General features: G+C 59.5%; 22 protein-coding genes and 1 tRNA gene. 14 read left to right on the top strand and 9 right to left on the bottom strand.

Annotated elements, in window-relative coordinates; genetic code table 11:
• Position 1 precedes the first annotated feature (1 nt).
• The 14 genes from hisC (at position 2) to ACTQ33_RS09500 (ending at position 13,861) form a co-directional block, all read left to right on the top strand.
• Positions 2-1,054, top strand: a complete 1,053-nt coding sequence (gene hisC, locus ACTQ33_RS09565; protein ID WP_441464229.1) for a histidinol-phosphate transaminase — start codon at positions 2-4, stop codon at positions 1,052-1,054.
• Positions 1,055-1,266: 212 nt separating this feature from the next.
• Positions 1,267-1,854, top strand: coding sequence for an imidazoleglycerol-phosphate dehydratase HisB (gene hisB, locus ACTQ33_RS09560; protein ID WP_441464227.1), 588 nt, complete (start codon positions 1,267-1,269; stop codon positions 1,852-1,854).
• Positions 1,855-2,457, top strand: coding sequence for an imidazole glycerol phosphate synthase subunit HisH (gene hisH, locus ACTQ33_RS09555; RefSeq protein WP_441464225.1), 603 nt, complete (start codon positions 1,855-1,857; stop codon positions 2,455-2,457).
• 10 nt (positions 2,458-2,467) lie between these two features.
• Positions 2,468-3,193, top strand: a complete 726-nt coding sequence (gene hisA / locus ACTQ33_RS09550; RefSeq protein WP_441464223.1) for a 1-(5-phosphoribosyl)-5-[(5-phosphoribosylamino)methylideneamino]imidazole-4-carboxamide isomerase — start codon at positions 2,468-2,470, stop codon at positions 3,191-3,193.
• Entirely contained in the window at positions 3,190-3,948 is a 759-nt protein-coding gene (gene hisF / locus ACTQ33_RS09545; protein ID WP_441464221.1) for an imidazole glycerol phosphate synthase subunit HisF, read from the top strand. The genes hisA and hisF overlap by 4 nt, the downstream gene beginning before the upstream one ends.
• Positions 3,949-3,958: 10 nt before the next feature.
• Positions 3,959-4,606, top strand: a complete 648-nt coding sequence (hisIE, locus tag ACTQ33_RS09540) for a bifunctional phosphoribosyl-AMP cyclohydrolase/phosphoribosyl-ATP diphosphatase HisIE (protein ID WP_441464219.1) — start codon at positions 3,959-3,961, stop codon at positions 4,604-4,606.
• A 161-nt stretch (positions 4,607-4,767) separates the two neighbouring features.
• Positions 4,768-6,651 (top strand): hypothetical protein, encoded by a 1,884-nt coding sequence (locus ACTQ33_RS09535; protein ID WP_441464217.1) that lies wholly within the window; start codon positions 4,768-4,770, stop codon positions 6,649-6,651.
• Positions 6,652-6,960: 309 nt separating this feature from the next.
• Complete coding sequence (locus ACTQ33_RS09530) at positions 6,961-8,802, top strand: NAD(P)-binding protein (RefSeq protein ID WP_441464215.1); 1,842 nt, start codon at positions 6,961-6,963, stop codon at positions 8,800-8,802.
• A gap of 2 nt (positions 8,803-8,804) precedes the next feature.
• Entirely contained in the window at positions 8,805-10,544 is a 1,740-nt protein-coding gene (locus tag ACTQ33_RS09525; protein ID WP_441464430.1) for an NADH-dependent [FeFe] hydrogenase, group A6, read from the top strand.
• Between the two features lie 183 nt (positions 10,545-10,727).
• A complete protein-coding gene (gene dusB / locus ACTQ33_RS09520) occupies positions 10,728-11,696 on the top strand; it encodes a tRNA dihydrouridine synthase DusB (RefSeq protein ID WP_441464213.1) in 969 nt (322 codons plus the stop codon).
• Between the two features lie 5 nt (positions 11,697-11,701).
• Positions 11,702-12,316, top strand: coding sequence for an RNA polymerase sigma factor (locus ACTQ33_RS09515; RefSeq protein ID WP_441464211.1), 615 nt, complete (start codon positions 11,702-11,704; stop codon positions 12,314-12,316).
• Complete coding sequence (locus ACTQ33_RS09510) at positions 12,313-13,032, top strand: anti-sigma factor family protein (RefSeq protein ID WP_441464209.1); 720 nt, start codon at positions 12,313-12,315, stop codon at positions 13,030-13,032. Before ACTQ33_RS09515 ends, ACTQ33_RS09510 begins: the two co-directional genes overlap by 4 nt.
• Positions 13,033-13,043: 11 nt before the next feature.
• Complete coding sequence (locus tag ACTQ33_RS09505) at positions 13,044-13,487, top strand: NADH-quinone oxidoreductase subunit NuoE family protein (RefSeq protein WP_441464207.1); 444 nt, start codon at positions 13,044-13,046, stop codon at positions 13,485-13,487.
• 170 nt (positions 13,488-13,657) lie between these two features.
• Complete coding sequence (locus tag ACTQ33_RS09500; RefSeq protein WP_441464205.1) at positions 13,658-13,861, top strand: helix-turn-helix domain-containing protein; 204 nt, start codon at positions 13,658-13,660, stop codon at positions 13,859-13,861.
• A 38-nt stretch (positions 13,862-13,899) separates the two neighbouring features.
• Here ACTQ33_RS09500 and ACTQ33_RS09495 read toward each other — a convergent pair whose 3' ends face one another.
• The 9 genes from ACTQ33_RS09495 to ACTQ33_RS09455 all read right to left on the bottom strand — a co-directional run bounded on the left by ACTQ33_RS09495 (position 13,900) and on the right by ACTQ33_RS09455 (position 24,175).
• A complete protein-coding gene (locus ACTQ33_RS09495) occupies positions 13,900-15,684 on the bottom strand; it encodes a Na/Pi cotransporter family protein (RefSeq protein ID WP_441464203.1) in 1,785 nt (594 codons plus the stop codon).
• 262 nt (positions 15,685-15,946) lie between these two features.
• Complete coding sequence (locus ACTQ33_RS09490; RefSeq protein ID WP_441464201.1) at positions 15,947-17,128, bottom strand: LL-diaminopimelate aminotransferase; 1,182 nt, start codon at positions 17,126-17,128, stop codon at positions 15,947-15,949.
• Positions 17,125-17,988, bottom strand: a complete 864-nt coding sequence (gene dapF / locus ACTQ33_RS09485; protein ID WP_441464428.1) for a diaminopimelate epimerase — start codon at positions 17,986-17,988, stop codon at positions 17,125-17,127. Before dapF ends, ACTQ33_RS09490 begins: the two co-directional genes overlap by 4 nt.
• A gap of 200 nt (positions 17,989-18,188) precedes the next feature.
• Positions 18,189-19,118, bottom strand: a complete 930-nt coding sequence (locus tag ACTQ33_RS09480) for a CFI-box-CTERM domain-containing protein (protein WP_441464199.1) — start codon at positions 19,116-19,118, stop codon at positions 18,189-18,191.
• A 173-nt stretch (positions 19,119-19,291) separates the two neighbouring features.
• Positions 19,292-19,367, bottom strand: a tRNA-Gly gene (locus ACTQ33_RS09475).
• Positions 19,368-19,441: 74 nt separating this feature from the next.
• Positions 19,442-20,515: a hypothetical protein gene (locus ACTQ33_RS09470; protein WP_441464197.1), complete on the bottom strand. Its 1,074-nt coding sequence runs from the start codon at positions 20,513-20,515 to the stop codon at positions 19,442-19,444.
• A 13-nt stretch (positions 20,516-20,528) separates the two neighbouring features.
• A complete protein-coding gene (locus ACTQ33_RS09465) occupies positions 20,529-21,398 on the bottom strand; it encodes a YitT family protein (RefSeq protein ID WP_441464196.1) in 870 nt (289 codons plus the stop codon).
• Positions 21,399-21,532: 134 nt separating this feature from the next.
• Positions 21,533-21,916: a hypothetical protein gene (locus ACTQ33_RS09460; protein WP_441464194.1), complete on the bottom strand. Its 384-nt coding sequence runs from the start codon at positions 21,914-21,916 to the stop codon at positions 21,533-21,535.
• A gap of 18 nt (positions 21,917-21,934) precedes the next feature.
• Positions 21,935-24,175, bottom strand: a complete 2,241-nt coding sequence (locus tag ACTQ33_RS09455) for a DNA gyrase subunit A (RefSeq protein WP_441464192.1) — start codon at positions 24,173-24,175, stop codon at positions 21,935-21,937.
• Positions 24,176-24,179: the final 4 nt, after the last annotated feature.

Below are 24,179 nucleotides of genomic sequence, written 5' to 3'. Positions count from 1 at the left end.
GATGAGCCGGTTCCTTTCGTCCCGCTACGCGGGCCTTACCGAGTACGTCCCCGGCGAACAGCCCCAGGACAAGCAGTACATCAAACTGAACACCAACGAATCCCCCTATCCCCCCTCCCCCGCCGTCCTGGCCGCCGTCGATACGGCGGCGGTGTCCCAGTTGAATCTCTATTCCGACCCGGACGCCAAGGCGTTGACCAACGCCCTGGCCGCCCAGTACGGCGTGGGCCCGGAAAATGTGTTCCTCTCCAACGGTTCCGACGACATCTTAAACTTTGCCTTCATGGCCTTCTGCGACGGCGGTGTGAAATTCCCCGAGGTCACCTACGGGTTTTACCAGGTCTATGCCGCCCTCCACGGCGTCGCCTACGAGACGCCCGCCCTGCGGCCCGACTTCTCCATCGACCCCGGCGACTACTACAACGCCGGGTGTGCCGTGGTCCTGGCCAACCCCAACGCCCAGACCGGCATCGCCCTGCCCCTGACGGAAATCGAGCGCATCGTCCGCTCCAACCCCGACCAGGTGGTGGTCATCGACGAGGCCTATGTGGATTTCGGCGGCGAATCCGCCGTCCCCCTGACGCAAAAATACGACAATCTCCTGGTGGTGCAGACCTTCTCGAAGTCCCGCTCCATGGCGGGCGCCCGCCTGGGCTTCGCCATCGGCCCCAAAGGGCTGATTGCCGACCTGAACAAGCTGAAATACTCCACCAACCCCTATAACCTGAACCGCCTGACCCAGCTGGCCGGCGTGGCCGCCCTGTCGGAACAGTCCTACTACGACGACAACTGCCGCCGCGTCATGGACACCCGTCAATATACCCGCGACGCCCTGACGGCCCTGGGCTTCACCTGCACCGACTCCCGCGCCAATTTCCTGCTGGCCCGGACCGACGCCATGGACGGCGAAACCCTGTACCGGAAGCTGAAGGACCGTGGCATCCTGGTGCGCCACTTCTCCGACCCCCTGATTGCCGACTGGGTCCGCATCACCATCGGCTCGAAAGAGCAGATGGAAAAACTGGTGGCCGTGGTGAAAGAACTGGTGCGGTAAGAGCGTTTCGCCCGTTGCGACGGGCGACCGGGGGCGCTGCCCCCTGGACCCCTGCGATTTTTGAAAAAATCGAGTAAACTTTTATCGTTTAGATTTTTGATCGTGGTTTGGTGCGGTGCCACAGAATTTGTGCCGTAAGGCTCTGAATCCATGCTTCGCATTGTTGCGCCATGGGACCAAAGGCCCGTACATCACAAGGAGACTTAAACCATATGAGACAAGCATCTTTGGCCCGTAAGACGGGCGAAACCGATATCACTCTGACTTTGAATCTGGACGGCGTTGGCGACAGCCGCCTTCAGCTGGGCGTGGGCTTTCTGGAGCACATGCTGACGCTGTTTGCCAAGCATGGACGCTTTGATCTGGACATCGTCTGCAACGGCGACACCCAGGTGGACGACCACCACAGCGTCGAGGACATCGGCATCACTCTGGGCATGGCGTTCCGGCAGGCCCTGGGCGACCGCCGGGGCATCTACCGCTATGCCGACATCGTACTGCCCATGGACGAGGCGCTGATTCAATGCGCTGTGGACGTTTCGGGCCGGGCCATGCTCTGCTGCGAGTTGGACATTCCCGCAGAGAAGATCGGGACCTTTGACACGGAGCTGGCGGAGGAATTTCTGCTGGCCTTCGTCCGGGAAGCGGGAATCACTCTCCATGTCCGGCAGCTGGCCGGGAAAAACAGCCACCACATCGTCGAGGGCGTCTTCAAGGCGTTGGCCCGCGTATTACGGCGGGCCGTGGCCATTGACCCGGACTGCGCCGACGAAATCCCCTCCACCAAAGGAGTGTTGTAAATGATCGCCATTGTGGATTACGGCGTGGGCAATCTCTTTTCCCTGCGCAGTTCCCTGGCCGCCGTAGGGGCCGAGGCCGTCGTCACCGGCGACGGCGACCAACTGCGCCGGGCCGATAAAATCATCCTCCCCGGCGTGGGCGCTTTCGGAGATGCCGCCGCCAAGCTGCGGGCCACAGGACTGGATACCGTGGTGGTGGAGGAGGCCAAAGCCGGAAAACCGCTGCTGGGCATCTGCCTGGGGATGCAGCTTCTGCTGGAGCGGGGCTTTGAGTACGGCGAGCACTTAGGGCTGGGGCTGATTCCCGGCGACGTGGTGCCCCTGTCTCCCCCCGACGGATTGAAGGTGCCCCACATGGGTTGGAACGCCCTCCAGTTTTCCGAGCCCCGCTCCCCCATTTTCCGGGATCTTCGTCCCGGCGACTATGTGTATTTTGTCCACAGCTTCCACGCCTCCAACTGTCCCTGTGTGACGGCCACCGCCGACTACGGCGTCACAGTCACCGCCGCCGTGGGCAAGGACAACGTCTACGGCTGCCAGTTCCACCCGGAGAAAAGCGGCCCGGTGGGCCTGACCATTTTAAAATCCTTCTGCGAATTGTGAGGAAACGACTATGAATCTGTTCCCTGCCATCGACCTGTATACGGGCTGGGCCGTCCGGCTCTATCAGGGCGATTACAACCAGATGACCGTCTACGACAAGGAGCCCCTGTCCGTGGCGAAGCGGTTCCGGGACGCCGGGGCTGAATACCTCCATATGGTAGATCTGGAGGGGGCCAAGACCGGCGAGACGCCCAACCTCGACACCGTCCGCACCGTGGCGGCCCAGTCGGGCCTAAAAGTGGAGATCGGCGGCGGCATCCGCTCGGAAGACGTCATTAAAAAATACCTGGACGCCGGCGTCCTCCGGGTGATCCTCGGCACCGCCGCCATCACCCAGCCCGGCTTTGTCGGGGAGATGGTGGCCAGGTACGGCGACAAAATCGCCGTGGGCGTGGACGTCCGGGACGGCTTTGTCGCCATCAAGGGATGGACGGAGCTGTCCGACCGGACGTGCTTCGACTTCTGCCGGGACATGGAAAACCTGGGTGTCAAAACCATCATCTGCACCGACATTTCCAAGGACGGCGTCCTGGGCGGCACCAACCTGGAATTGTACAAACAGCTTTCCGAGACGCTGTCCCTGAACATTGTGGCCTCCGGCGGCGTCAGCTCTCTCGACGATATCACCGCCCTCCAGAAGATGGGCCTCTACGGGGCCATTCTGGGCAAGGCCGTCTACACCGGGGCCATCGACTTGGCCAAAGCCGTGGCCCTGACAAAGGGGGCGGCGGTGTGATTACAAAACGCATCATCCCCTGCCTGGACGTCCGGGATGGCCGGGTGGTGAAAGGCACCAATTTCCAGGGCCTCCGGGACGTGAACTCCCCGGTGGAGCTGGCCCGGTACTACTCCGACCACGGGGCCGACGAGCTGGTATTCTACGATATCACAGCCTCCGCCGAAGGCCGGGCGCTGTTCACCGACATTTTGACGGAGGTGGCCTCCACCATCTTCATCCCCCTGACCGTAGGCGGCGGCATCAACGAAGTGGCCGACTTCGAGCGGGTCTTACAGTGCGGCGCCGACAAGGTCAGCGTCAACTCCGGGGCCATCCGCAGCCCCCAGCTCATCGAGGACGCCGCCAAACGCTACGGCGACCAGTGCGTGGTGCTGTCGGTGGACGCCAAGCGGGTGGACGGCAAGTATACAGTCTTCGCCAAGGGCGGCCGGGAGTCCACGGGTATGGACGCGTTGGAGTGGATTCGCTTCGGCGTAGACCACGGGGCCGGGGAAATCGTCCTGAACTCCATCGACACCGACGGCGTCAAGGCAGGCTTTGACCTGGAGATGCTGCGGGCCGTCAGTGAGATTGTCTCGGTGCCTGTCATCGCCTCCGGCGGCGCGGGCAAGGCGGAGGATTTCATCACCCTCTTTGAAACGCTCCCCCAGGTGGACGCAGGCCTGGCCGCCTCGATTTTCCACTTTGGAGAGGTCAAAATTCCAGAATTAAAGGCCCTTTTGGCCCAACACAACATTCCTGTCAGATTGTGAGGAACTGAACATGGTAACCATCGATCAACTGAAATTCGACAAAAAGGGCTTGATTCCCGCCGTTGTCGTGGACGCCGTCACCAAGGACGTGCTGACCGTGGCCTATATGAACCGCGAGAGCCTGGAGATCTCCATGAAAGAGGGCCGCACCTGTTTCTGGAGCCGCTCCCGGCAGGAGCTGTGGCGCAAGGGCGAGACGTCGGGCAACGTCCAGCACATTGTATCCATCACCGCCGACTGCGACTATGACGCCCTGACGGTGCTGGTCAACAAGGAGGGCCCCGCCTGCCACACCGGCGCGGAATCCTGCTTCCACAACGCCCTGTATGTCAGCCCCGATCAGACGGCTTTCAGCCTGCAAGAGCTGTACGAACTGCTCCAGGGCCGGAAACGCGACCTGCCCGAGGGCTCCTACACGACGTACCTGTTCCAGAAAGGCATCGACAAGATTCTCAAGAAGGTGGGCGAGGAGTGTACGGAAGTCATCATCGCCGCCAAGGCCGACGACAAGCCGGAGACCATCTATGAGATTGCCGACCTCTGCTACCATATCATGGTGCTGATGGTGCAGATGGGCATTTCCGTGGAGGACATCCACAAGGAGCTGGCCTCCCGCCACGTCATCGACCACAAGGTCAAGCAGGAAAAAATGACTTAATTGATTGGAACTCCCCCCATGGAGCCGGACGGGTTCCATGGGGGATTGCCGTTTTTTTCGCGGATCGCCCTCCTCTATCTGGTACTTTTTCCGGACGCGTGCTATACTGAGGGTGCATTGAAACAGCAATTCCACAGCGTCATTGGAAAGGATGTGTTTTCATGAACATTCGCAAACTGCCTCTGTTGATGGCCGCGCTTCTGGCCTGTACCATCCCTGCCGCCGCCTGCCAGGTGCCCAATCAGGACCCGCAGGCGGGGCCGCTGTTCGATCAGATGAACACCGATCCCCAGGACCAGGCGGACTTTCTCCACGCCCTGGGACTGTTTCGCGGCACCGCAGAGGGCTATGCCCTGGACCGGTCCATGACCCGCAGCGAGGCCGCCGTCATGCTGGTGCGGCTCCTGGGAAAAGAGGACGAAGCCCTGGCCCAGTCCCCTTCCCATCCCTTCACCGACGTTCCCCAGTGGGCCAGTCCCTATGTGGGCTGGCTGTGGACCAACGGCCTGGCCCGGGGCGTCTCCGCCACAGCCTACGGCGCGGACCATGTCGTTACGGCGGAACAGTATTTGATTTTCCTGACCCGGGCTCTGTACGGTCCGAACGTACCGGATGACGCATGGTACACCGGCTGGGCCGTCTCTCTGCGTCCCCTCCAGCAATCCCTGGACCAGACCGGATTTTTGCGGCGGGACGCCGTCACCTTTTCCGTTCTGGCGTTGAACAATACCACCAGCAGCAACCAGACCCTGGCCTCCCGCCTGATTCAGGACAACGTCTTTACGGCGGAACAGTTCCAGACCCCCTCCCTGTCCATATTCCATTCTGTCTACACCATGGCTGAGGGCAACGCCGTGTGCCGCACCACCGCCGGTGTGACGTATACCAGTTCTGAAACCGGGCTGGAGTTTCTTTACGGCTCCGGGGATGCGCCCCACGACCATCTGTTGGCCACCCGGCAAACCGCAGGGCAGACGGAACTCTGTCCGATGGACTGTGACACGCTGGCATTGGTGGGACAACCGGTGCCGCTGCCGCTGACGGATGGACAGACGGTGGCCTATGGGGCCGGTACGGCGGACAGCGGCGACTATCTGCTGCTGCGCCGCGCCGACGGCGTACCGGAACGCCTGCTGTATTTCGACGGACAAACGGTACAGTCCGTCCTGGAGCTGGAACCCCTCTGGTCCACTCTGGAGTCTCCGTTCTATGTGTTTGCACCGACGGACGGCGGGGTGCTGCTGACCATCCAGGATCATGCCGGCGCAACCAGCCGTAGCTGGCTTTTGGAGGGCGCCGCCGTCACAGCGCTTTCCTTCCTGGACGATCAGAAGCCGTTCGATGTTCTGCCGGAATCGGTGCTCGTCCAGCAAACCGTCGGGGAGGAAACGGTACTGCAACAGATTGCCATGCCGTCGGGAACGGTCCTGGCCCGATTCGAGCTGCCCCACGCAGAGGACAGCCCATTCCCCGACCCGGTCACCGGCGGGAAACAGCTGCTGGAACGGACGGTTTTTGACGAGACAGAAGGGTTTTACTGGGGCGGCGCGGGGCTGTACCGGGTGGAGAACGGTGTCCTGCAGTGTCTCCTGGACCGGCCCGTGGACGATCTGCTGGTCCTGGACGACGGCAGCCTCTATGTGCTGACCCACACCCTGGGCTATCCGGCCACGCTGGGCGCCAGTGTGGTGATGGAGCGGCATCCGGGCAATGAGATTTTGTACCGGTCCCCCGTGGGCGTCTGGGAGACAGCCCTAAGCGCCGACACAGGCCATGACATCACCATTACACATCTGTGGGATGCAGACGAGGCGGGACTGGTGGGATTCAGCTGGACCGAATGGGACACCCGGCCCGGCGACAGTGTCCGATATGTATTGCTGCGGCAGGGCCAGCAGCCGTCCATCCGTGTAGAATCGCTGAACCAGGCCTATCCGGAAACCCAGGTACCGGCGGAGCAGATCCCTGTCTATCTGGAACAGCTGCGGCAGGCGGAGCAGCAGCGGCTCAACGATCTGGGATTGGGCATCGCCGAAACTCCATGATCTCTCCTGGAATTCCACTGAAAACCATCGCACTGCCAGTTTGCTGCAATCCGCGCTGATGGGTTCCTTTTCCCTGTTCCTGCCCTGTTGCAGATGCCTTTCCTACAGTTTCAGACCGCCCTCCACGGGGCGGTCTGTTTCTTTGGCGAATTGCCAAAATAAATTGCCTATTTTTTGGTTGAACCGATATTGCAATATCGATACAAAAGTATTAGTATGAAGTAGTACGGAATAAATCCGCGTGCCCTGTGCAACCCATGGTACGCTCGAGAAAGGTACGGTTTCCATTTTATTTTACGGAGGTAGTATATGAGCAGACTGGAATTCTACTCCACCAGCGGGTCCCAGGCCGTGGTAGAAAGTCTCTATCGGGATCTGGAACACCGCATCGTCGCCAGTCCTCCCGGGCTATGTCCCGTGGATTTGGCCGCATCCTTTTTAAAACTCTGTCACGCCCAGACCTGCGGCAAATGCGTTCCCTGCCGCGTGGGCCTGCGGCAGCTGGAATTGCTCCTGGAGGATGTGCTGCACGGCAGCACCACATTGGACACGTTGCGGTCCATTGAAAACACCGCCCAGGTCATCGCCGATTCCGCCGACTGCGCCATCGGCTATGAAGCGGCAAAAATGGTGCTCAAGGGCTTACACGGCTTCCGGGACGACTACGTTTCCCATATTACCGAGGGCCGCTGCACCTGCAATCTCGACCAGCCGGTGCCCTGTGTGGCCCAATGTCCTGCCGGTGTAGACATTCCCGGCTATGTGGCCCTGGTGGCCGCTGGCCGCTATGCCGACGCCGTCCGTCTGATCCGCAAGGACAATCCATTCCCCGGAGCCTGCGGCCGCGTCTGCGAACATCCCTGCGAGTCCCGCTGCCGCCGCAATATGATCGAAGGCGCCGTCAACATCCGCGGTCTCAAGCGCTATGCCGTGGACCACGCCGGCATTGTGCCGCCTCCCCAGTGCGGCCCCGCCACCGGAAAGCGTGTCGCCATTGTCGGCGGCGGTCCCAGCGGCCTTTCCGCCGCCTATTATCTGTCCCTTATGGGGCACAAGGTCACAGTCTTTGAGGCGCGCAAGCAGTTGGGCGGTATGCTCCGCTACGGCATCCCCAGCTACCGTCTGCCCAGAGAGGAACTGCAAAAGGACATCGACGCCATTCTGGCCACCGGTGTGGAAGTTCGCTGTAACGTGACCATCGGTGAGGATATCTCCCTGGCCCAGCTCAACCATGATTACGACGCGGTCTACATCTCCATCGGCGCTCACACCGACAAGAAGTGCGGCATCGAGGGAGAGGACGCCCGCGGCGTGGTTTCCGCCGTGGAAATGCTCCGGGCCATCGGCGATGCGGAGCTTCCCGACTTCACCGGCAAGCGTGTCGCCGTCATCGGCGGCGGCAACGTTGCCATGGACTGCTGCCGGAGCGCCGTCCGTCTGGGCGCCGACGCCGTCTATGTGGCATACCGCCGCCGTCAGCAGGACATGACGGCGCTGGCCGAAGAAGTGGAAGGCGCACTGGCGGAGGGCGTAGAGCTTTTGACCATGATGGCCCCCGTCCGCATCGAAGCCGACGAAAACGGCGATGTCGCCGCCCTGTGGGTCCAGCCCCAGCGCCCCGGCGCCATTGACCGCAACGGCCGTCCCGCCTCTGAGACGGCCCGGGAGCCGGAGCGCCGCATTCCCGTGGACATCGTCATTGTGGCCATCGGCCAGAACATCGAACTCAAAGCCTTTGAAGAAGCCGGCGTACCCATTCACCGCGGCACCATTGCCGCGCTGTCCTCCGGCGACATTGAAAACAACGAGGGCATCTTCGCCGGCGGCGACTGCGTCACCGGCCCGGCCACGGCCATCAAGGCCATTGCCGCCGGTAAGGTGGCGGCGGCCAACATCGATGAGTACCTGGGGTATTTCCACGAAATCCGCGCCGATTTCACCGAACCCATCCCCGAGCCGGTACTGGGCGAGCGGCCCTCCTGCGGCCGCAGCGAACTGCCCATGGAACCGGCCCTGGAGCGCAAGGACGACTTCCGCTGCATCGAGTGCGGCTTCACCGACGAAGTCGCCCAGCAGGAGGCGGGCCGTTGCCTGCGCTGCGATCACTTTGGCTTTGGAGTATTCAAGGGAGGGCGGATGAAGAAATGGTAACTATGGTGCAATGTACGATTGACGGTATCGCCGTCACAGTGCCGGAAGGCACTTCCATTCTGGCGGCCGCCCGCAGCGTCGGCATCGCCATCCCCTCCCTGTGCTATTGGGAAGGTCTGAACGAAATCGGCGCCTGCCGCGTCTGTGTGGTGGAGATTGAGGGCATTCAGAAGCTGGTAGCCGCCTGTAACAACCACGTCCGCGAAGGTATGGTGGTCTACACCAACTCCCCCCGGGTCCGCAATGCCCGGCGTACCAATGTGGAGCTGATTCTGTCCCAGCACAACTGCGACTGCCCCTACTGCGTCCGCAGCGGCAACTGCGAGCTGCAAAAACTGGCCAACGACCTGGGTATCTCCCATCTGGACTACCACAAGGAGCTGCCCCACAGTCGTTGGAACCGGAGCTTCCCCTTGATCCGCGACGCTTCCAAGTGCATCAAGTGTATGCGCTGTATCCAGGTGTGTGACAAAGTCCAATCCCTCAACATCTGGGATGTGTGTAATACCGGCTCCCGCACCACCGTGGACGTGTCGGGCGGCCGCACCATTGAGCAGGCCGACTGCGCCCTTTGCGGCCAGTGCATTACCCACTGTCCCGTGGGCGCCTTGATGGCCCGGGACGACACCCAGCGGGCCTTTGCCGCCCTCAACGACCCGGACAAACTCACCGTGGTCCAGGTGGCTCCCGCTGTCCGGGTGGCCTGGGGCGAGGCCATGGGCCTGGATGCCGAGGAAGCCACGGCGGGCCGCCTGGTGGCGGCACTGCGTCGGATGGGGTTTGACTACATTTTCGACACCAATTTCTCCGCTGATCTGACCATCATGGAGGAGGGCAGCGAATTCCTCCAGCGGCTTCAGCATCGCGGCGACGACCGCTCCCCCATGTTCACCTCCTGCTGCCCCGGCTGGGTGCGGTTCCTCAAATCCCAGTACCCGGATATGGTGGATCAGCTCTCTTCGGCCAAATCCCCGCAGCAGATGTTCGGCGCCGTGGCAAAGTCCTATTTTGCCGAAAAGCTGGGCGTGGACCCCAGCCGGATCTTCTGCCTGTCCATCATGCCCTGCATGGCCAAGAAGCAGGAAGCCGATCTGCCCACCATGAACGACGCGGGCGCCGGGCAGGATGTGGATTTGAGCTTGACTGTCCGGGAAATCACCCGCATGATTCGTGCTGAGCACATCGATGTGGCATCCCTTACAGACGAATCGTTCGATTCTCCCCTGGGTACCGGTTCCGGCGCAGGCGTGATCTTCGGCGCCACCGGCGGTGTCATGGAGGCTGCCCTGCGCTCGGCCTATTATCTCGTCACCGGTGAGAATCCCCAGCCCGACGCGTTCCGCAGCGTCCGTGGTCTGGACGGCTGGAAGGAAGCCGAATTCGAGATTGCCGGCAACACTCTCCGCGTGGCTGTGGTCAGTGGTCTGGGCAACACCCGCCGGCTGATTCGTGCTCTGCGGCGCGGCCAGGTACAGTACGACTTTGTGGAAGTCATGGCCTGTCCCGGCGGCTGTGCCGGCGGCGGCGGTCAACCGATCCACGCGGCCCAGGAGCTGGCCGGCGTCCGCGGTCAACGGCTCTATGGCCTCGATGCCGTCAACGACCTTCGGTTCTCCCATGAGAACCCGGAGATTCAGGCGTTGTATCGAGACTATCTGGGCGCCCCCTTGAGCGAAAAAGCCCACCATCTGCTGCACACCGACCACTACGGCTGGGAAATGCCCCCCAAGATGGCGCGGTGACGCGTTCTGAATTTCTTTGGGTTTCAGAACCGTATAACGTGTCCCCGGCGTCGGATTCTACGGAATCCGACGCCGGGGATTTCAGTTTTACACCATTTCCGGGGCTTTTTGTTTTTTGTACTTAACTTTTCCAACGTACTGTGGTATGATATAAATTACGACTGAACAACAAGGAGGCCGTTTATGTCCCGCCATCCCTTCCCTGCCCACGGGCCCCTCGTTCTGGCCCCTATGGCCGGTGTCACCGACCTGGCCTTCCGTACCATCTGTGCCCGGCTGGGCGCTTCCGTTACCGTGACGGAAATGGTGTCCTCCCGGGCTCTGGTCTACCAGGACCGGAAAAGCGTCACCCTCCTCAAACGCACGCCCGGCGACGGTCTCTGCGGTGCGCAGATTTTCGGCAACGACCCGGCCATTATGGCCCAGGCCGCCCAACTGGTCCTGACCCATGGGGAGTTTGATTTTATCGACATCAATATGGGCTGTCCTGTGCCGAAAATCGCCAACAACGGCGACGGCAGCGCCCTGATGAAAGACCCGGACCTGGCTGCCCGCATTGTGGAAGCCGTGGCCGAGGCCGTCCCCGTACCGGTTACTGTCAAGACGCGGCTGGGCTGGGACAAGGGTTCGATCCATGTGGTGGACTTCGCCAAACGTATGGAAGACGCCGGTGCAGCGGCTATTACGGTCCATGGCCGCACCAAAACCATGATGTACTCCGGCGTCGCCGATTGGGACACCATTGCCAAGGTCCGGCAGGTGCTGACCGTCCCCCTCTGTGCCAACGGCGACGTGGACAGCGCCGAGGCCGCCGTCCGATGCCAAAAGCGCACCAATGCCGATATGATTATGATTGGCCGGGCTGCCTTTGGAGACCCGTGGCTCTTCCAGCAATCTCTGGCCGCCCTCAACCGCCAACCGGTACCGGAGCGCCCGCCCCTTTCTCAGCGGGTGGACGTGGCTGTGGAGCAGTTTGAGCTGGCCCGGGCAGACAAGGGCGAACACATTGCCTGTCTGGAAGCCCGTAAGCACTTTGCGTGGTATCTGCGGGGCGTGGCCCACAGCACCTATTACAAAGAAAAGATTTCCCACATCGGCTCCATGGACGATATCTACGCCATCGCCAAGGGCATCCAGCGGGATTTGAGGTGAACACCATGGATACAGAGCTGGTCCGCAAAGCCGCCGCCGGTGACAGCGACGCCTTTGAACAGCTGGTTTTATCCTACGAAAAACCCATCTACAACCTTTGTCTGCGCATGTGCGGCAACGCCGACGACGCCATGGACCTGACACAGGAGACCTTTCTCAAAGCATGGCGCAGTCTTGGCTCTTTCCGGGCCGACGCAGCCTTTTCCACCTGGCTGTACCGTCTGTGCAGCAACCTCTGCATCGACCATCTGCGGCGGGAACAGAAGCGGAAAGTCCTTCCCCTCCATGTAGAAGACGGCGAGGGCGACGAGCGGCCCTTGGAGGTCCCGGACCCGGCCGCCGGTCCTGAGGAGCGTCTTTCCGCCCAGGAGGACCGGCAGCAGGTAGCCGACGCGCTCCAGTCCCTGGAACCGGAGTACCGGGAAGCGTTGACGCTGCGGGTAGTCCACGAGCTGAGCTACGCCGACATTGCCGCCGTTTTACAGGTCCGGGAAGGCACCGTCAAGTCCCGCATTGCCAGAGCCAGAGAAAAAATGCGGGAAGCAATGCAAAAATTGGGGAACAAATCCACTTCTCCTTCGTCTAAACTAACGAGTCATGAGAGGAGGGATGCACCGTGACCTGTGAAGAAGCACTTGTCTTATTGTCGGGCCATCTGGATAGAGCCAACACCCCGGAAGAAGAGGCTCGCCTGGAGGCCCATCTGGCCCGGTGCCCCGACTGCCGCCGCATTCTGGATGCCTACACAGCCATGGATCAGGGTATTCTGGAATTGTCCGAGGAACCGCCGGCCCAGCTCCACCTGCGTATTATGGAGGCTGTCGCCGCCGAACCCAAACCCAGCAGACGCCGCCGCGTCCGTCCCGCCGTTATGGGACTGGCTGCCGCTGCGGTGCTGTGTCTGGCCCTGGGCCTGGGATATCTGCCCCGGCAGACCGAGGAACCGGCACAGCCGCAAGTCGCCCGGGCCAGCTATACCCAGACCGACGCCCTGCCTGTCCAGGAGGATACGCCGGATGTTGCCACCCGGGAGTTGCCGGGCGATGCGGCCGCTCCGACCGCTTTCAACGTGGAGCCGGAAACCACCACTGCGGAATCTTTGTTGGTGGAGTTGGGAGACAACCCCGCCTCCCCCGCTGTGGAAACCATTCCCCAGCTGGAGGGACAGACCGTGGAGGTGGACGGCGCCTGTGGGGTCTACCATTTTACGCTGGATGCCGCCACGGTGCGGCAGATCATTGCCGATTACAGCGACCTTTACGGTTTCCGCACCCACGGCGATCTTGAAAACGCCGCGGATGATACGCCCTGTAATCTGGTCATCGTTTGTGGATGAGGATGAAACCAATGTGGACTTTAAAAGAAGCACTGGACTATTATCGTGATGCCGGCGCACCGTCGCAGCAGTCCGCCCTGGTGGAACTGCTGCGGGAGATTCAGACCGAGGAAGGTCTGATCTCCGACGCGGCGCTCCAGGCCGTCTGCACGGCCTACGGATTGCGGGTGACATTTTTAAATGCCATCATCGCCCGATATCCCTCTCTGAAAACGGAGCATGTCCGCCACCGGCTGGTGGTTTGCTGCGGCAAAAGCTGCGGCGGCCGGGGCAGCGCCAAGCTCCTGGAGCTTTTGGAACGGAACTGGGGCATTGTCTCCGGTCAGACGGTCCACGGCATTGCCTGCCGGACGGTCCCCTGTCTCAAGCACTGCGGCCATGGTCCCAACATCCAGTGGGACGGCACCGTTTATGAAGGGGCCGATGAAGCGCTGCTGCGGCAGTTGTTGGATTGAATTACGGAAAACGGACGCCTGAGCGGCGTCCGTTTTTTGCTATGACCGCTATTTGATGAATGTTTGTACTCGCATGTTTGCATCAGCTATTTTATTAGTCTATATGTTTACAACGCACTTGCAATAATATCTGATTAATCCATTCTATACTTTTTATGGAGGGCTATCTTATGGTCAAACTCAATGTCCTCTCACTTCTGGAACAGCGCGGCCATACAAAATACTGGCTGTACAAGCAGTTGGGCATGAGCTATCAGAATTTCAGCCGCATGGTCAATAATGAGACGAAATCCATCCGGTATGAAAACATCGAAACCCTGTGCCTGTTGTTGGAGTGTACCCCCAACGATCTGTTTTTGATTACCGAGGAATAAAAAAGTGCTGCCCGGCGGGCAGCACTTTTTTATCTTCTTTACTTTTGCTGATCCTCAGGGAACAGGTACCGCTCTTTGTACTCCTGATAACGACGGTTGAATTGAGCACTCTCATCCAGATTACCGGCTTTCAGGGCGCCCAGGTATTCGTGGCGGTCCATCTTACCGGCGGACATCTGCATCATTTCCACCGCCACAGAGGAACAGTGGTCTGCGATTCTCTCATAGGCCGTCAGCAGATCATCCAGAACAAAGCCATATTCCACCGTACAAATACCCTTGCGCAGTCGTTCGATATGGCGGGACTTGATCTCGCGGACCAGAGAATCGACGACCTGTTCCAGGGATTCGATCTTGGCGGCTTTCTCCAGGTCCACATCCACAAAGGCGCTGACTGTACGCTCCAGAACATCGCCCACGGCACGCTCCAGCACGGCCAGTTCTTCCTTGGCCGGAGACGAGAAGTTGACGGGCTTTTCCTTGATCTCTTGACCAGCGACGCCGATGGCCACCGCATGGTCGGCAATCCGTTCAAAGTCGCCAATGGTGTACAGCAGGGTATTGAGTCGGCGGTTGTCCTCCACCGCCAGATTTTCCTCCGACAACTTGACCAGATAAGAACCCAGGGCGTCCTCATACTGGTCGGTGCGGTCTTCGGTTTCCCGCAGCTGTTCCAGCTTCTGTTCATTGAAGTCGTGGGTCAGATTCACCGCCATGGTGAAGCAGGTACGTGCATCCTCCGCCATACGGCAGGTGATCTCCCGGGCGCGCTGCACAGCCACAGCAGGCGTGGCCAGCAGACGGGCGTCCAGCAGAGCCGTCTGCTCCGGCTCCGGAGAGTCGGGGATGGTCCGCATAGCCAGCTTTTCCAATACGCGGCCCATGGGCAGCAGCACGGCGGTGGCGCAGAGGTTGAAGGTGGTATGCACCACGGCGATGCCCATGGCATTGGCCGGGTCATCGAGGAAGGGCCAGGGATGGATGGCGTTGATGATATAAAACAGAGCCAGGAAGATTACAACACCGATGACATTGAAATAGAGATGGACAATGGCGGTACGGCGGGCGTTCTTGGTGGTACCCACAGAAGCCAGCATAGCCGTGACGCAAGTACCGATGTTCTGACCCATGATGATGGGAATGGCCGCGCCAAAGGTAACGGCGCCGGTGACGCAAAGGCCCTGCAAAATACCCACCGAAGCCGACGAGGACTGAATGATGCCCGTCAGCACGGCACCGGCAATGACGCCGAAAATGGGGTTCTGGAAGGATACAAACAGATTGGCAAACCACTGCTCATTCTTCAGGAACTCCATGGAGCCGGACATCAGCTCCATGCCGGTCATCAGCGTGGTAAAGCCCAGAAGAATGGTGCCGACACCCTTTTTCTTCTCGCTCTTGCTGGCCATGAACAGCACAATGCCGATGATGCCGCAGAGGGGCGCCAGCGTGGTGGGCTTGAAGACCTGTACCAGGAAACTCTCACCCTCCAGGCTGGACAGGGACAGAATCCAGGATGTGACCGTGGTACCCACGTTGGCACCCATGATGATGCTGATGGCCTGCCGCAGCATCATAATACCGGAGTTGACAAAGCCGACAACCATGACGGTGGTAGCCGAGGATGACTGAATGACCGCGGTGACGGCCAGACCCAGAATAAAGCCCTTGATGGGTGTGGAGCTCATCTGTGCCAGGATGGTCTGCAGCTTGCCGCCTGCCTGCCGCTCCAGCGCCTTACCCATGATATCCATGCCGAACAGGAACAAGGCCAGGCCGCCCAAAAGGGAGATGACTTGCAGGATGTAGCCGGTAGGAGTCATATGACAATACCTCTCATTTCCACAAATGTTTTTTCTTTTACACAATTTTCAACATATCTTTACATTCATATCATAACAGGGCAAGGGCCATTGTGCAAGAACCATTGCAAAAAATGTTTTGTTAAATCTCTGTAAAATCATCAATGTGTCTCAACTGTCTGCCAACTGCGGACACTTCTCCCCTGTTGGGGAAAAACGCGGCGGGGGGGGGGGGGGGGGGGGCCCCCCCCCCCCCGCCGTTCCAAGTATAACGCTGAAACGATCAACCGTAGGCTTTCTGAATGCGCTCCATGGCTTCCAAAGTCTTTTCATGGTTGCCGAAGGCCGTCAGCCGGAAATACCCCTTTCCGCAACTGCCGAAGCCCTCGCCGGGCGTACCCACCACGGCGGCCTTCTGCAACAGGTCGTCGAAAAATTCCCAGGAGCCCATGCCGTTGGGGCAGCGCATCCAGAGATACGGCGAGTTGACGCCGCCGGTGTAGGCGATGCCCAGCCGGTCGAGACCGGCGGCAATGACGCGGGCGTTTTCCTGATAATAGGCGATGGAAGCGCGGATCTGCGTCCGGGCCTCGTCTGTAAACACCGCCTCCGCCGCTCTCTGGACCACATAAGGCACGCCGTTGAACTTGGTAGTCTGGCGGCGGTTCCACATGTGGTTGAGGCTCATACCGTCAAAGACCAGCTCCTGGGGCACCACCGTATAGCCGCAGCGGGTTCCCGTAAAGCCCGCCGTCTTGGACAGAGAGCAGAATTCAATGGCGCAGGTTCTGGCGCCGGGAATCTCAAAAATGCTGCGAGGCAGGTTGGGGTCGGTGATGAAGGACTCATAGGCCGCGTCAAAGAGCAGCACTGCGCCCCAACGGTTGGCATAATCCACCCACGCCTTCAGCTGATCGCGATTGTACACCGCGCCGGTGGGATTGTTGGGCGAGCAGAGATAGACCAGATCGGCTTCAAAGTCCGGCGGCGCGGGCAGAAACCCGTTGGCCTCATTGGCCTCCAGATAGACGATTTCCCGGCCGTTCATGATGTTGGTGTCCACATAGACCGGATACACCGGGTCGGGAATCAGCACCTTGTTGTCCCGGTCAAACAGATCGGTGATATTGGCCAGATCGCTCTTGGCTCCGTCGGACACAAAAATTTCGTCGGCCTCCAGCGCCACGCCAAAGCTCTGATAATAGCGGCCAATGGCCTGCCGCAGAAAGTCATATCCCTGTTCCGGACCGTAGCCGTGGAAGGTTGTGGCTTCGCCCATCTCGTCTACTGCCTTGTGCATGGCCGCAATGACCGCAGGAGCCAGGGGGCGGGTCACATCGCCGATGCTGAGCTTGATGATCTCCTTGTCGGGATGGGCCTGGGCAAAGGCCGCCGCCCGGCGGGCCACCTCGGCAAAGAGATAGCTGGGCGTCAAATTTTGATATTGTTCATTGAGCATGATCATATTCCGTTACTTCCTTCCTCACAATACTCCATAACCCCGTCAAACACAAAAGCTGCCGGTCCGCCCATGCGGATGGTGCCGTCCGGTTCCTGACGAATGGTCAGATCGCCGCCCCGGAGCTGCACCGTAATGTCCGTGTCACAGGCACAGAAGCCCCGTTCCACCGCCGCGGCCACCGCCGCGCAGGCTCCGGTTCCACAGGCCAGCGTCTCGCCGCTGCCGCGCTCCCACACCCGCATCTGTAACCGGGTGCGGTCCAGGACCCGGACAAATTCCGTATTGATCCGCTCCGGAAACAGGGCATGGCATTCCAGGCCGGGGCCGATGCGTTCCAGGTCCAGACCGTCCACGTCACCGCAGAAGATGACGCCGTGGGGATTGCCCATGCTGACACAGGTCATTTCATATGTCACGCCGTCAGCGGTCACCGGTTGTGCCACAAACCGCGGCAGACTGGTGTCCACCGGTATGGCCGCCGGGTCCCATACGGCTTTTCCCATGTCTACGGTGACCGACTCCGTCTGTCCCTGCCCGTCTAAGTGAAGCCACAGCTCCCGGATACCGGACAGCGTTTCCACCAGAAGGTGGGTCTTGTCGGTCAAACCCCGGTCGTGGACATATTTGCCCACGCAGCGAATACCGTTGCCGCACATGCGGCCCTCGGAGCCGTCGGCATTGAATATACGCATCTGGAAGTCCGCCGTTTCACTGGGCAGAATCAGGATCAGCCCATCACCGCCGACGCCGAACCGCCGGTGACTGACCACCCGGGCCAGCCGCTGTATATCCTGCACTGGCGGCACCGTCCCCCAGACATAAACATAATCGTTGCCAATCCCCTGCATTTTTGTGAAACGCAGCTGCACGTCCCCACCTCCTGCAAAAAAATATGCACCAATTCTACCACTTACAGACCTGCATGTAAAGTGTATAAACAAGAATTTATGCAGTATTCACTATAAAAAATTCATTGTTTATACAATCTCTTTTTTGTGTAATTTTTTAACGGCCCAACAACATGGCCGCAGACCCCGACAGGTCTGCGGCCATGTTGTTGGTTTCAGCTGAGATATTCCCGTTCCAGATCGTGAACCATGCGGATGTAGTGCGCCTTGCACTCCCCTTCCCTGCCGTTGCAGAGAGCGTCGTAACAGGGCTGCAAATACCGGCGGCGAATGGCCTCATACCGTTCAGCCCGGTCGGCGCAGCCGTCAATGGCGGCCACAATCTGCGGCGCAATGCGGTAATACTCCTCCACCAGGTCGGGACCGTCCGCCGTCTCCATGAGATAGCCGTCGCGGAACGCCCGGAATGCCGTCAGCTCGGCGCAGTCGTCGGGCTTGCCCTGGGCCTCACACACGGCGGTGGTGATAAAGCAGAATTTGAATCGCTTTTTGAACCCCTCCTGAATGGCGTCATAAGAACCCACATAGAAGGGATACTTGGGATACCGCTGAACCCAAGTTTGCTGGAGCAAATTACAAAAGTCATCGCTGACCGACAGATTCAGCCGTCCCACCATAGGCACCAGGAAAATGGCAACAATCATTTTGTCCTCTTCCAGAGCCAGCGCACGGCTGCCCCGTTTGGCGGCCCAGCGCTGCTCCAGCTGGTCCAGCAGGGTATTGACGGACTGTTGCAACAGATCGCTCCGGCGATCCGGCGCCAGACGGCAGGCCAATTCCAGATCGTCAAAAATCGGGCGGCAGGACTGCTCATAGGCCGTAAAGGCCTCAGCAAAGCGGTTGCGGCTGATCTCCTTGCGCAGTCCCTCCCGGCCCTCGACACAGGACAGCAGATCCCGGGTGACCCGCTCCATCAGCTGGTCCGGATCGCCCTCCAAATGCAACGGCGTCAGCTCTTCCACCAGGTCCTTCGGCGTCAGCCGGGCTCCGCAATACATACAGGAGAAGGTTTCCAGATGGGCAGGAATGCGCAGTTCCTCGCCGCACTGGCTGCATTTTCCCGTAATAAATTCCTGTTGGCTCATGTCCCTTCACTTCCGTTTCTAAGAGTCAAATAAACAAAATTGGACAATCCCCGTAGGAATTGTCCAAACGCACAAATCGTAACAAACGCCGTCCCACCCCTGGGGAAACCGTCGGGCGACGTCCTGTAGATTATGAAAAAGCCGAAGCAAGCGGTACACAGCTTGCTCCGGCTTGGAGCGGGTGACGAGGCTCGAACTCGCTACCTCCACCTTGGCAAGGTGGCGCTCTACCAGATGAGCTACACCCGCATCGACGATGCTCATTTATTATAGCGTGGACATCGTCGTTTGTCAACCAGATTGTGTAGAATTTTCAGGATTATTTACGAACAGGCCGGATAGGCCTCCCGGTCCCAGTCGTAGCCGGTCATGGCCCCGTCCTGGAGCAGCAGCAATCCCTCGCTGCCGTCCATCAGCAGCCGGTACAGGTCCACGTGGCAGTAGACGCCGTCCACGGCCACAATATTCCATATGTAGGGCTTTCCGTCTCGGGTGCCCTCCACCGTGTGACACTCCAAATCCATCTCGTCGCAGATAATTTGGAGGCTCCGGGCCGCGCCTTCACTGGTGGCGATACCGTCGCATAGGAAGGAATACGCCGGTGTGGCCGTATCGATGGCCACATAGGAAAACCGCTCCTGCAAGTACGTATACAGCAGCTGTAATTTATCCGTGTCAGTCTCCCGGTAGCGGACATATTCCTGGGCCGCGTGGGCGCTGGTCTGAACCGCCTCCCGATACTGCCGCAGCTGCTCCGCCGTGTTGGTATACTCCATAAGTACCTCAATGATTCGGACGTAGCTGCCCTCTTCCGGGTAGACATTGACAGTCACCTGGGGCATTTCCATGGCTTCCGCCGGATGGGACCGGTAGTACTCACGGGGAATAGCAGCCACGTCCTCGTCGTTGTAGTAGGAAACCCGGGCCGTCACTTCCGTCTCATAGTCGGCCATGGCTTTTTCCAAGCGCTCCTTCAGGGCGTTCATGGAAGTGGACGGCTCAATGGCCGCGATCTGTTCCGGCGTCCGGCGGAACGCGATATCCACTCGGATTTCCTGATAGGCCACGATCAGCGACGATTCCGCCTCCATGGTCTCCACGGCATAGACGCCCAGGGGGTCCTTTTTCGTCACCTCCCGGACGGCTTCGGGCAGCTCCGCCGTCAGGTCGCCGGAGTAGTCGTACACACGGATGCTGCCCTGTTCCAGTCCGTTTTCCACAAAGTAGAGCAAGGCGTTTTTCAGACTCAGATAGTTCTCCGCCGTCTGATAAGCCTCCTCGCTCTCCTGCTTCACCGGTTCCGTGTAGGGCGACACATGGAGATATGAGGAGTTCACCAGGGCGCTGCATCCGGTCAGCAGGACCAGCAGCACCGGCAGCAGGACCAGTCGCTTCATGGTCATCCCTCCCCTACAGGCTGTTGTCGGAATAGCGGCCGAAGCCTTCGCCCAGAATCTGGTGGGCCTTCTGCACAATGAGGAACGCTTCCGGGTCCAGCTCCGTCACCAACCGTTGGAGCTGACCCACCTGGGCCTCCTTGACAGCGCAGAGAATGACGGTTTTCGGCTGATTGGTATAGGCGCCGGTGGCGGGCAGCAGCGTGGCGCCCCGGTCCAGCTTCCGGTCGATCTCGTCGGCAATCTCCCGGTATTTCTCCGAGATGATCAGGAACACGCCGGAATCGTTGCGGCCGTAAATGACGCCGTCCATGACCACAGACATGATATACAGGGCAACGGCGCTGTACAGCGCCTTGTTGACATCCTCAAAGACAATGCCGTTGAGCACCACAATAACGCAGTCAATGGCCAGCATGATCTTGCCGATGGGAAACCGGCGGGAGCGCTGGCGGGCCAGCCGGGCCAGAATGTCGATACCGCCGGTAGACGCGCCCCGCAGGAACACCAGACCCAGTCCAAAGCCGGCGATGACACCGCCGAACAAGCCGGCCAGCAGGGGTTCTGTATGCACCACCGGCAGGAATACAAACACGTCGATGAACACCGACAGCGTCACCATGCCCAGCAGGGAACCCAGGAAGAAGAATCGGCCCAACCGTTTCCAGCCGATGAGAAACAGCGGGATATTGGCGATCAGGGACATGGTACCGATGGCATTGAAGCCCGTCAGCTCCGCCACAATCATGGCAAGACCCGACAGGCCGCCGCCGGTGATATCATAGGGCCGCAGGAACAGATCAAAGCCCAGGGCGTACAGCGCCGAACCGATCGTGATCAGCAGCACGTCCAGGACGCGTTTTTTGGTGTTTGCAGCGTTCATGGCATCTCCTTATATTATTATAGTGTCGCAGTGAAGAAAGCCCCGTTCCATCGGTCCTTGGGTTCTGTTCCCATTGTTGACGGAACGAATGGCCGCTATTCGCTTTTGTACAAACTCTTCAGGAAGCCCGAAAACTATCCTTGTCCTATTTTAATACCATTTTCTGTGTTCGTTTGGGAATCCAACTTGGATTTTTTCTTTCTAATGCGGCAAAGGAAATAGATCAGCAAGTAAACGGCCGTAGGAATGTTTATCACGCCCAGCACATACAGAACAATCTCATAATCAGCTGCCAAATAGCCGAAAGCCGCAGATATTGCAAGAAATAATGCAATATTCATAGTTAACCCAAGCACCAGGCCCGGCAAAATCAACCCTACCCACCACGGATTTTTCCGTCTGCTGAGGACAAACTGCAAAATCATCGTCGCGACAGACAGCAGGATGAATATGGCACTGAATATGATACCGTAAACCCAGAAAATCAGCCCCATGATCACAACCGTTATAAATGCCATCTCTTTCTATTCCCCCCATCAGATTTCCATGGAAATCTGCGTCTCCCCTGTGTCCTCCTCCCGCAGCAGGGCGCCGGTGGCGGGCAGGGACCGGGTGCGGTACCGCGACACGTTCTGAATGGGGCACTCGGCCAGTGGCACCGCCCGGTCCAGAACGTGCTTGCGCTTGAGGGTCAGAACGGCCACACCCTGGCTGGACCGTGTGGTTTTGGGGGCCAGCTGGGCCGTGGAGAAGACCAACGCCCGGCCCTCGGTGGAATAGAGCACCAGTTCCTCCTCCTCGGCGAGCATCCGCACCGCCTTGAGGGGGCTCTTATCGCAGTACGCGCCGGTCAGACGGCGGCGGTTGGTCTTGGTGTCATAGGAGGACGCGGCAATCTTGGCCACTTTGCCATTCTCATAGACAAACAGGATGTTGCCGGAATAGTCGCCGGGCAGACACAGGGCCACCACGGTTTCCCCCTCGTCCATGCTGAGCTTGGTGGGCAGATAGTCGCCCAGGACCGACGCCTTGGAGTCCTCAAACTCGGAACACCGGGCCTTGTAGACCTGACATTTGTCGGTGAACACCAGCAATTCCGCCCGGTTGGTGGTCTCGTAGGTGGCCAGCAGACCGTCGCCCTCCTTGAACTTCTGTTCACCGGACATCCGAAGGGACTGGGGCGTGATCTTTTTGAAGTATCCCTCCCGGGACAGGAACAGATGGACCGGATAGTCCGGCGTCTCGTCCTCTTCGTCGGCGGCAGGTACGTCACTTTCGTGAATCAAAGTGGTCTTCCGGTCTGTACCAAACTTTTTGCTGACCTGCTCCAACTCCGAGACGATGATTTTGCGGATACGGGCTTCACTGTCCAGCGTCTTTTGGAGGTCTTCAATTTCCGCTTCCAGGCTGGTTGTCTCCTGGATGCGTTTGAGGATATATTCCTTGTTGATGTTGCGCAGTTTGATTTCCGCCACATACTCCGCCTGAATCTCGTCGATGCTGAAGCCGATCATCAGATTGGGTACCACATCCTGTTCCTGTTCCGTCTCCCGGATGATGGCGATGGCCTTGTCGATATCCAGAAGGATCTTGCCCAGGCCCTGCAACAGATGGAGCTTATCCATCTTCTTTTGCAGCTGGAAATAGACCCGGCGGCGGACGCACTGGCTGCGCCAGGCGGTCCACTCCTCGAGAATCTGGCCCACGCCCAGGACCTTGGGCATACCTTCAATGAGAATGTTGAAGTTGCAGGAAAAGCTGTCCATGAGCGGCGTGGAGCGGAACAGCTTCTGCATGAGCTTGTCCGGGTCCACACCCCGCTTGAGGTCGATGGTCAGCTTGAGACCGTTCAAATCGGTCTCATCGCGCATATCCGCGATTTCCCGGATTTTGCCGGCCTTGATCAGTTCGGAGACTTTGTCGATGATGGGCTCCGTGGCGGTGGTGTAGGGAATCTCGTAAATCTCAATGAGATTCCCTTCCTTGACGTAGCGCCACTTGGCCCGGACCCGGAAGGAGCCGCGGCCCGTCTCATAAATCTGCCGCATTTCCTTGGGATCGTAGAGAATTTCGCCGCCGGTGGGGAAATCGGGTGCGGGCAGCGTCTCCAGCAGGTCGCAATCGGGGTTTTTGATGCGGGCGATGGCCGTCTGGCACACCTCCCGCAGGTTGAAGCCGCAGATATTGCTGGCCATGCCCACGGCGATGCCCATGTTGGCCGACACCAGCACATTGGGGAACGTGGTGGGCAGCAGCGTCGGCTCCAGCATGGAGTTGTCATAGTTGTCGATGAAATCCACCGTGTCGGCGTCAATGTCCCGGAACAGCTCCTGACAGATGGGGTCCAGTTTGGCCTCAGTATACCGGGAGGCGGCGTAGGCCATGTCCCGGGAGTAGACCTTGCCGAAGTTGCCCTTGGAGTCCACAAAGGGGTGCAGGAGGGCTTCATAGCCCCGGGCCAGGCGGACCATGGTCTCATAGATGGCCGCGTCGCCGTGGGGATTCAACCGCATGGTCTGGCCCACGATGTTGGCCGACTTGGTGCGCCCGCCGTTCAAAAGCCCCATCTTGTACATGGTGTAGAGGAGTTTTCGATGGGAGGGCTTGAAGCCGTCGATTTCCGGAATGGCCCGGGAGACGATGACCGACATGGCGTAGGGCATGTAGTTCAGCTCCAGGGTGTCGCAGATCGGTTGTTCAAGAATCTCTGCGTGGAGGCCCTCCACGTTGGGATTCATGGTGTGTTTAGAGGATTCCGTTGATTTTTTACGGGCCATGGGT

It is taken from the genome of Candidatus Avoscillospira sp. LCP25S3_F1 (genome assembly GCF_052117125.1).
GTDB lineage: Bacteria > Bacillota > Clostridia > Oscillospirales > Oscillospiraceae > Avoscillospira_A.
The sequence above is the reverse complement of the archived record's forward strand: the minus strand, read 5'-3'. Positions and strand labels throughout refer to the sequence as shown.

Bases quoted from the DNA above. Each gene is read 5' to 3' on its own strand.
- hisH (WP_441464225.1), top strand. From the start codon at position 1,855: ATGATCGCCATTGTGGATTACGGCGTGGGCAATCTCTTTTCCCTGCGC.
- ACTQ33_RS09470 (WP_441464197.1), bottom strand. From the start codon at position 20,515: ATGAAGCGACTGGTCCTGCTGCCGGTGCTGCTGGTCCTGCTGACCGGA.
- hisIE (WP_441464219.1), top strand. From the start codon at position 3,959: ATGGTAACCATCGATCAACTGAAATTCGACAAAAAGGGCTTGATTCCC.
- hisA (WP_441464223.1), top strand. From the start codon at position 2,468: ATGAATCTGTTCCCTGCCATCGACCTGTATACGGGCTGGGCCGTCCGG.
- hisB (WP_441464227.1), top strand. From the start codon at position 1,267: ATGAGACAAGCATCTTTGGCCCGTAAGACGGGCGAAACCGATATCACT.
- ACTQ33_RS09490 (WP_441464201.1), bottom strand. From the start codon at position 17,128: ATGATCATGCTCAATGAACAATATCAAAATTTGACGCCCAGCTATCTC.
- ACTQ33_RS09495 (WP_441464203.1), bottom strand. From the start codon at position 15,684: ATGACTCCTACCGGCTACATCCTGCAAGTCATCTCCCTTTTGGGCGGC.
- ACTQ33_RS09505 (WP_441464207.1), top strand. From the start codon at position 13,044: ATGTGGACTTTAAAAGAAGCACTGGACTATTATCGTGATGCCGGCGCA.
- ACTQ33_RS09525 (WP_441464430.1), top strand. From the start codon at position 8,805: ATGGTGCAATGTACGATTGACGGTATCGCCGTCACAGTGCCGGAAGGC.
- ACTQ33_RS09465 (WP_441464196.1), bottom strand. From the start codon at position 21,398: ATGAACGCTGCAAACACCAAAAAACGCGTCCTGGACGTGCTGCTGATC.
- ACTQ33_RS09460 (WP_441464194.1), bottom strand. From the start codon at position 21,916: ATGGCATTTATAACGGTTGTGATCATGGGGCTGATTTTCTGGGTTTAC.
- ACTQ33_RS09500 (WP_441464205.1), top strand. From the start codon at position 13,658: ATGGTCAAACTCAATGTCCTCTCACTTCTGGAACAGCGCGGCCATACA.
- ACTQ33_RS09515 (WP_441464211.1), top strand. From the start codon at position 11,702: ATGGATACAGAGCTGGTCCGCAAAGCCGCCGCCGGTGACAGCGACGCC.
- ACTQ33_RS09535 (WP_441464217.1), top strand. From the start codon at position 4,768: ATGAACATTCGCAAACTGCCTCTGTTGATGGCCGCGCTTCTGGCCTGT.
- ACTQ33_RS09530 (WP_441464215.1), top strand. From the start codon at position 6,961: ATGAGCAGACTGGAATTCTACTCCACCAGCGGGTCCCAGGCCGTGGTA.
- ACTQ33_RS09480 (WP_441464199.1), bottom strand. From the start codon at position 19,118: ATGAGCCAACAGGAATTTATTACGGGAAAATGCAGCCAGTGCGGCGAG.
- dusB (WP_441464213.1), top strand. From the start codon at position 10,728: ATGTCCCGCCATCCCTTCCCTGCCCACGGGCCCCTCGTTCTGGCCCCT.
- hisC (WP_441464229.1), top strand. From the start codon at position 2: ATGAGCCGGTTCCTTTCGTCCCGCTACGCGGGCCTTACCGAGTACGTC.
- ACTQ33_RS09455 (WP_441464192.1), bottom strand. From the start codon at position 24,175: ATGGCCCGTAAAAAATCAACGGAATCCTCTAAACACACCATGAATCCC.